Source organism: Micromonospora arborensis (assembly GCF_003205615.1).
In the GTDB taxonomy this organism is placed as follows: domain Bacteria; phylum Actinomycetota; class Actinomycetes; order Mycobacteriales; family Micromonosporaceae; genus Micromonospora; species Micromonospora arborensis.
Genome location: NZ_PYBV01000038.1, coordinates 107,012 through 113,197, shown reverse-complemented (window position 1 = coordinate 113,197; position 6,186 = coordinate 107,012). Strand labels below are relative to the sequence as shown.

The following is a 6,186-nucleotide window of genomic DNA, read 5'->3' as shown; positions in this document are numbered from 1 at the left end:
CGCCTGCCCGCCTGCCCGCCAAGATCATGCTCGATCCTGGATGTAGTGGCCTCCTGGCCTGGGGAGGCCACTACATCCATGATGTTGTGCCCTGCGCCCTCCGCCCGGCGGGGCGCGCGGACCCGGCGAGACGCGCGGGGCGCGCGGGTCAGGCTCGGCCGCTGGCGGGTGCCGGGGGCGGGGGGGGAGCGAGGGTCTGTTCGGGGACGTCCAGGGTTTCGGCGAGGGCGCTGCGGCCGGTCGGGGTGAGACGGACCGCGCGACCGGCGCCCGGCGTGATCCAGCCCCGGTCGGTGAAACAGCGGCAGAGCGCCGCTCCGAGCGCTCCAGCCAGGTGCGGGCGGCGCTCGGTCCAGTCCAGGCAGTCACGGACCACCGGGCGTCGAGCGGTGCGCAGGACGTGCACCGGTACGCCCAGTTCGGCCGCCCACGCCCATCCCTCGGAGGTCAACGTCAAGCCGCTGGAGCGGTCCAGTCGTCCGCCGGCCAGCAGCGCGTCGTACATCAGCACGCCCAACCGCCCGGCCAGGTGGTCGTAGCAGGTCCGGGCGTACGCCAGGGCGCCGTTGGCGTTGGCCGCGCGCAGCGACCCGGCCGGCGCGGGTGGGGTCGGGGCGTGCCCGGCCAGGGCCTCGATCAACTGGGCCACCGACGGCCCGGCCAGCCGCAGGTAACGGTGGCGGCCCTGCCGCTCCTCGACCAGCAGCCCACCACGGACCAGGCGGGTGAGGTGGTCGCTGGCCGTCGACGGCGCGACTCCGGCCCGCCGGGCCAGTTCGCCGGCCGTCCAGGCCCGCCCGTCGAGCAGCGCGACGCAGATGCCGGCCCGGGTGCCGTCGGCCAGCAGCGACGCCAACTCGGCCATCCCGCGGCCCTCGATGCCACCACTCATGGCTCCATCATCGCCCCGGCTGGCGGCGCTCCGACCGTCCGGGCCCGGTGTGAGGGCGACGAGCGGGACCCACCACGTCGGACGCGTCTGTGTCCGGTGCCGCCCTTGCCTGCTGCCCTACTCTGAAGGGGCCACGGCGCCATTTCGGCAAGTCGGGGCCTTAGCGCCCGCATCCGGGCGGATAGAAGTAGCCGCATGAACTGGACGAAGTTCAGAAGCGACCGCACCCCTCGCCGACTCCGTGCCGTGTCCAACCTGCAGTTTCCGGCCAGCGGGCGTCAGCATCTCCGCAATCAGTACCCCCACCTCAAGGACGACGACATCGTCCTCGTCGAAACCGCGACCCGGCAGTGGTTCCGGATCATCGCCCGCCAACCCAGTGCGAAGCTGGCGATGCCGTCGGTGGTCGTCGACGATCTGTGGCAGGCGTTGACCCGGCACGCGGAGGACTACGCCACCTTCTGCGACGCCGCGTTCGGGCGTCTTCTGCCGCACCAGCCGAGGTCCGCGACGAGTGGCGACACGACCCAGGCCAAGCGCAGCCTCCTCCTGCTCGCCACGCTGAGCTACGGCCGCCGAGACGAGGATTGTGGCCCGACCGGCCTTCCCCTGCTGTTCCGGGTGGACCAGGAGCTCCGCATCCCCAATGGCAACCGCTACCTGGCCGACTGTGGGGGCCGTGGCGAGTGCTTCCGGGTCTCCAATCGGGTCTGCCTGCAACACCTCGAAGGGCCCGGTAAGCGGCCCAAGCCACGCGGCATCCGCGGCGATCTGCCCTTCAACGACGGCCGCCACGGCTACGCCGGCGGCGCGGGGGGCGTAGGTGGCGGCGAGTTCAGTGGTGGGGGCGACGGCGGGGGTGGCGATGGTGGCGGGGGCAGCAACTAGGCGAACGCCATGACGAGGCCCACCACCGTGGCGGCGACCGTGAGGCCGCCGACCAGATAGACCCAGCCGGCGTTGAGCCCGACCCCTTTGCCCTCGAGCTTGTCCAGCCGGCTGGCCAGATCGGCGATATGCGCGGCGTGGCTGTCCCGCACCACCTCGAACTCGACCCTGGCGATGAACGTCTTGGTCTGGTCGGAGAGGGTCTGGCGGAACTCGTTGACGCTCTCGAAGCGTTTCTCGGTGGCGGTCTCCGCCTTCGTCACCGCCTTGTCGGCCGATGCGAGCGCCAGCCCGACCTGCGCGGCCTGCGCGTCGATCCTGATGGCGAGGTTCGCCATCCTGGCGTCAATCAGCCGTTCGAGGGCGCTCAGTTGCTGCTCCATCCGCCACTCCACCAACTGACTCGCGTCATCGGCCGGGTCGCGGCGCCTCGGGGCTGGCTGTTCGCTGTTCACTGGTCACCCGCTCCCTCCCCTGCCGGTGCCGTCACGGCCAACTGTCGATCACCACCGTCGACGACAGGAAGCAGGGGCAGACGCTGAGGCAGGCCCACCATAAGCCGGACAGCGAACAAAAGACCAGGTCAGGGCTCGTATGCGACACCGAGGGCTCACATCGCGCTTGCCACGCGGCGGTGGAAACCCGTTCGGCGCTCCTAGCCGATCCGGGTCACCCTCCGGTCCGTGCCGTCGTAGCTGCGGGCGGCGTCGAAATCGCCCGTCGGACGCTGCCCACCGCTGACGGCCCGCGCCATCCGCAGGTCCGCGTTGCGGAACCGCAGGGCCAGACTCAGGTGTGGCACCCACGCCCCCGGAGCATGCCACGGACGGTGCCCGTCGGCCTCGGCGAGGACGTCCCAGACGCCCGCGTGCAGCGCGGTCAGCGCGGGCGTGGGCTGCACGAGCCAGACCAACGGGGCGCTGCCGTCGAGAACCACGACGCGACCGAGTGTGACCGGCACCGGTAGCGCGGCGTCGAACAGCTCGGCCAGGCGGTGCTCGACGCCGGGCGGGAGGTCGTCCACCGCCGCGAGCGTGAGGTGCGGCCGGTTGGTCGGGTGGATGTTGCGGGCCAGGCTGGGCAGGCCCGCCGCCGCCAGCCGGCCCCAGACCGTCCGGACCGCGGCGTCCAACCCGGGCGAGCAGACCAGTTCCACCGTACGCACGCGCCCACGCTAGCCCGGCGGCCGGGCGCCATCCGCACAGATCGGGACCGAGCGTGTTCCGTCGTCGTGTGACGGCGAGGGAGGTCACCGCCCCGGAGCGTCGCCAGTCAGCCTCACCCGTCCAGCCGTCGCCGGGCGGACCTGCCCGCGCGCCGTGCGCGGCGGGGCAGCCAGAGCCCGCCGACAACCAGCACCACGATCACAACGAGGAGCAGCCAGCGCATCTCGACCTCCGCTCAGGGTGCCCGTGGCACCTCGGGATCTCGCTTCTGATTGCCCGGTCGCCGGCCACTCTCAAACCAGCACGCCGTCACCGCTCACGAAGGTTGTGGTCAGAGCCAGCCGTTGTCCCGGGCGACGCGGACGGCCTCGGCCCGGTCGGCGGCGCCGAGCTTCTGTACGGCGGCGGAGAGGTGGTTGCGCACGGTGCCGGTGGACAGGTGCACCCGACGGGCGATCACCGCTACCGGGGCACCGACCTCCGCCAGCCGTAGCGTCTCCAACTCCCGAGGGGTCAGCGGGCACGGGGGCAGGGTCAGCGCGTCGGCGGCCAGCGCAGGGTCGACGTAGCGACCTCCGGCGTGCACCCGGCGGATCACGTCGGCGAGCGCGCCCCCCGGCGCGCCTTTGCGCAGGAACCCTCGGGCGCCAGCGGTCAGCGCCTCGCGCAGGTGCCCGGGGCGACCGTGTCCGGTCAGCACGACCACCGCGCACTCGGGTCGGGCGCGGGTCAGCTCGGCGGCTACCGCGATGCCGTCCAGACCGGGCATCTCCAGGTCCACCACGGCCACGTCCGGGCGGTGCGCCAGTGCCGCGGTGACGGCTGTCTTCCCGTCGGCGGCGTGTGCCACCACTTCGATGTCCGGTTCCAGGCCGAGCAGCGCGGCGACGGCGACCCGGATCAGGTCCTCGTCGTCGGCGAGCAGGACGCGGATCACGACGGCGCCGGCACGGTGGCTTCGAGGGTGAAGATCGCGTCCTCCCGGTGCACCCGCAACTCGCCCCCGGCAGCGGCGAGCCGGTCGGCCAGTCCGCGCAGGCCGTGGCTGTGCGCGTCCGGGCCACGGTCGTCGGCGCCATCGTTGGCCACCGTCATCCTGGCCACGTCATCCTCCCGATCGATACGGATCCGACACCAGTCGGCCCGGCTGTGCCGCAACACGTTGGTGCTCGCCTCGCGCAGCACCGCCGCCAGCTCGATGGCGGCGGACTGCGGCAGGTCCACCGGCAGCGGCAGAACCGTGCACCGCACCCCGCAGGAGCGCAGCACCCCCACCACCGCCGTGAGCTGCTCGTCGAGGTCGACGGCCCGATAGCCGTGCACGGTCTCGCGTACCTCGCTCAGCGCGGAGGCCGCCAACCGTTGCGCCTCGGCGGCTTCCCGCCCGGCCCGTTCCGGGTCGACCGGGGCGAGCCGGGCGGCGAGTTCGGCCTTCAACGCGATCACCGTGAGGCGGTGCCCCAGCACGTCGTGCACGTCGCGGGCGAAGCGCAGCCGCTCCTCGGCGGCCGCCAGCCGGGCCTGGGCGGCCTGGCCCTGCCGGGCCTCCACGAGCAGGTCCCAGAACCAGACCTGGAACCCGTTGACGGCGGCCACTGCCGCGCCGATCCCACCGGTCACGGCGAGGTGACGCGGCACGGAACCGCCCGTCCACCAGGCCACCGCCACCGACACCACCAGGACGCCGACCGCGACCGCCAGCGCGGCCCGCCACCGCACCAGCAGCGGCGTCATGCCGATCAGCGCCGCGCCGAGCCACGCCCAGGTCGGCCACCTGCCGGCCGCCACCGGACCCACCAGCGGAACGGTCAGCACCGCCACCCCGACCAGGCTCAGCTCGGCCCGACGCCGCCAGCGCGGGTCGAGCCACGGCGTCACCGCCGCGTACAACACGACGGTCTGGGCGATCACGAAGGCGAGGATGCCGACCACGCCGAGCGTCACCCGGCCCGGGTCGGGCTCACGGGTCAGGCCGACCGCCGGTAGCAGGACGCTCGCCCAGACGCCGGTGGCCAGCGACACCAGCGTCGCCTGCCGGGCGCGACGCAGCCGGCGGTCCGTTTGGGGAGTCACCGCCTCGCTCGCCACGCACCGATCCTAGGACCACCCGGCGCACGGTCCACCCGTGCGACTGCCACGGTCGGGCCGTGCGGTCCGCGGGGTTTTCCCGTGACGAACGGGTCTGCCGGCCACACCGTGGGCACCGGCAGGGTCGAGGCATGGAGAAGACACGGATATACGCGGACAGCCTGACCGCCGTACCGTCGCCCGCGCCCCTGCCCACCGACGAGCCGAACCCCTCGACGCCGACACCGACCAGCGCGGCCCCGACCACCGCGGCACCGACCAGCAGCAGGCGGCGGCTGCTGCGGCACCTCGGCGAGATGGCGCTGGCGATGGTCGCCGGGATGCTGTTGCTCGGAGGGCTGTGGGACGCGGCAGGTACCGCGCTGGGACTCGCTGGGCCGCTGCGCCGGCCGGAGGTCGCCGCACTGGTGATGGCCACGAACATGACCGTCGGGATGGCGGTGGTGATGCGCTACCGGGCGCACCGCTGGCGCGCGGTCGGCGAAATGGCCGCCGCGATGTACGTCCCGTTCCTGCTGCTGCTCGTGCCGTTTCGGGCCGGCCTGATCGACGCCGACGCGCTGCTGCTGGGCGGTCACCTGCTGATGATCCCCGCGATGGTGCTGGTGGCGGTCCGACACCGACGCGAGGCGCCGGCGCCGGTACGCCGACACCGGGTCGTGGTGGCGCTCGCCCACCGCTGGCCGACCGGGCTGGCGGTGCTGATGACCGTGGAGCTGTGGGTAGATCCGAGAGTGTTCAGCCCGTGGACGATGCTGGTGCTGCCCGGCGGCTATCTGGTGATCGGCGTGGCCCGCCGTACGCTGCGTCGGCGAAGGGTGCTCGCCACCCAGCTCGGCGGGCTCGCCGTCTGGGTCGCCCTGACGTTGGTCGCGGTCACGGTCGGCGGACGGGCCGCCGCCTGGTTGGTGGCGCTCGGTTGGCTGGCGCATGCCGGATGGGACCTGGTGGACCACCGCACCGCCAAGGTGGTGCCGCGCGGCTACGCCGAGTGGTGCGGAGTGTTCGACGCGGCGCTGGCCGGCACGATGATCCTGGCCATCCTCACCACCAACACCTGACCGAACCACCCGTCGGCCCCACGTCGACATGAGCCGGCGTGGCGGCCGGCACGCAGAGGCGCCTGCACCCGTGTGCGCGGGGGCGCGTGAC

7 protein-coding genes are annotated in these 6,186 nt (G+C 73.2%); 2 read left to right on the top strand and 5 right to left on the bottom strand.

Annotated features, from left to right (window positions below; all coding sequences use genetic code 11):
- Positions 1-148 precede the first annotated feature (148 nt).
- Entirely contained in the window at positions 149-892 is a 744-nt protein-coding gene (locus C7C45_RS26965; RefSeq protein WP_110566624.1) for an ArsR/SmtB family transcription factor, read from the bottom strand.
- 195 nt (positions 893-1,087) lie between these two features.
- Between C7C45_RS26965 and C7C45_RS26960 the strand changes: the two genes are divergently transcribed.
- On the top strand, positions 1,088-1,780 hold the full coding sequence (locus tag C7C45_RS26960) for a glycine-rich domain-containing protein (protein WP_167454841.1): 693 nt from the start codon (positions 1,088-1,090) through the stop codon (positions 1,778-1,780).
- On the opposite strand, the gene C7C45_RS26955 is transcribed toward C7C45_RS26960, so the two are convergent.
- From C7C45_RS26955 to C7C45_RS26940, 4 genes are all read right to left on the bottom strand, one after another.
- Complete coding sequence (locus tag C7C45_RS26955; RefSeq protein WP_110566620.1) at positions 1,777-2,163, bottom strand: hypothetical protein; 387 nt, start codon at positions 2,161-2,163, stop codon at positions 1,777-1,779. The genes C7C45_RS26960 and C7C45_RS26955 overlap by 4 nt on opposite strands.
- Before the next feature lie 272 nt (positions 2,164-2,435).
- Entirely contained in the window at positions 2,436-2,945 is a 510-nt protein-coding gene (locus C7C45_RS26950) for a 2'-5' RNA ligase family protein (protein ID WP_110566618.1), read from the bottom strand.
- 332 nt (positions 2,946-3,277) lie between these two features.
- Entirely contained in the window at positions 3,278-3,883 is a 606-nt protein-coding gene (locus C7C45_RS26945; RefSeq protein WP_110566616.1) for a response regulator transcription factor, read from the bottom strand.
- Positions 3,880-5,034 (bottom strand): sensor histidine kinase, encoded by a 1,155-nt coding sequence (locus C7C45_RS26940; protein WP_110566614.1) that lies wholly within the window; start codon positions 5,032-5,034, stop codon positions 3,880-3,882. Before C7C45_RS26940 ends, C7C45_RS26945 begins: the two co-directional genes overlap by 4 nt.
- A 131-nt stretch (positions 5,035-5,165) precedes the next feature.
- On the opposite strand from C7C45_RS26940, the gene C7C45_RS26935 reads away from it, so the two are divergent.
- A complete protein-coding gene (locus tag C7C45_RS26935) occupies positions 5,166-6,095 on the top strand; it encodes a hypothetical protein (protein ID WP_208641366.1) in 930 nt (309 codons plus the stop codon).
- Positions 6,096-6,186 lie beyond the last annotated feature (91 nt).

Excerpts from the sequence above, each read along its gene's own strand:
- C7C45_RS26965 (WP_110566624.1), bottom strand. The coding sequence starts at position 892 with ATGAGTGGTGGCATCGAGGGCCGCGGGATGGCCGAGTTGGCGTCGCTG.
- C7C45_RS26960 (WP_167454841.1), top strand. The coding sequence starts at position 1,088 with ATGAACTGGACGAAGTTCAGAAGCGACCGCACCCCTCGCCGACTCCGT.
- C7C45_RS26955 (WP_110566620.1), bottom strand. The coding sequence starts at position 2,163 with ATGGAGCAGCAACTGAGCGCCCTCGAACGGCTGATTGACGCCAGGATG.
- C7C45_RS26935 (WP_208641366.1), top strand. The coding sequence starts at position 5,166 with ATGGAGAAGACACGGATATACGCGGACAGCCTGACCGCCGTACCGTCG.